This window comes from Bacillus sp. ATD (genome assembly GCF_050585765.1).
In the GTDB taxonomy this organism is placed as follows: domain Bacteria; phylum Bacillota; class Bacilli; order Bacillales; family Bacillaceae; genus Bacillus; species Bacillus stercoris.
Window position 1 is genome coordinate 1 of record NZ_JBOBQH010000026.1, and the last position, 941, is coordinate 941.

Consider the following 941-nt stretch of genomic DNA (forward strand, 5'->3'; position numbering starts at 1 on the left):
AGGCTCAATCCGGTAACCACGGATTTTCACCTGATCATCCGTACGGCCGAGGAATTCCATATTCCCGTCAGGGAGCCAGCGGGCTACATCCCCTGTTTTGTACATGCGTTCCCCCGGGTAAAACGGGTCCTCAAGAAAACGCTCCTCCGTTAAGGCCGGCCGATTCAAATAGCCTCTGGCCACACCCGCTCCGGCAATGTACAGTTCGCCGGAGACACCGATAGGCTGTACGGCTAAATGGGGATCTAAAACATACAAACGCGCACCGGGTACAGGCTTCCCGATCGGAATCCGCAAGCGTTCCCTGTCCCGCTCTGGGTCGAACACGTAGAATGCCGCGTCAACCGTTGCTTCTGTCGGCCCATAGCCATGGATCAGCGATACCTCAGGCAATAAAGAAGCAAATCGCGCTGCCACACGGGGTGCAAGCGGTTCACCTCCGGCGAATACACGCTTCAGGCTTGTCCCGTCACTTAGTGTTGCGATTTCCGCTTGATCGAGAAAACTGTTCAGTATAGCCGGAATAAAATGAACCGTTGTCACGTTTTCCTGATGAATGGCTTTTACGATCAATGCCGGATCTTTCTCCCAGCCCGGAGGAAGCAGATAAGCCGAAGCACCGGAAAGCGACCACCAAAACAGCTGCCACACAGACGCATCAAAGGAAAAAGAGGTTTTCACCATGACAATGTCATCTTCCGAAAGCGGAAATTGGTGCTGCATGCCGGTCAGAAAGGAAACAGCCTGGCGGTGCTCGACGGCTACCCCTTTTGGCTGCCCGGTGGAGCCAGACGTATAGATGACATAGGCGAGAGAACCACTGTCAGCAGAAACAAATACATGGTTTTCTGCTTTTTCTCTCGCAAGAGATGTCAGGTCAACTTCAAGCGTCTCTCCGGAAAAGCTCGGTGCGGAGCATCCCGGCTGTGTCAGCAAGAGAG

The 941-nt window shown here is 53.8% G+C and carries 1 protein-coding gene; it reads right to left on the reverse strand.

Annotated elements, in window-relative coordinates:
• Positions 1-941, reverse strand: a 941-nt coding sequence (locus ACQXR1_RS22095; protein WP_430772880.1) for an amino acid adenylation domain-containing protein, incomplete at both ends; no start/stop codon positions are given.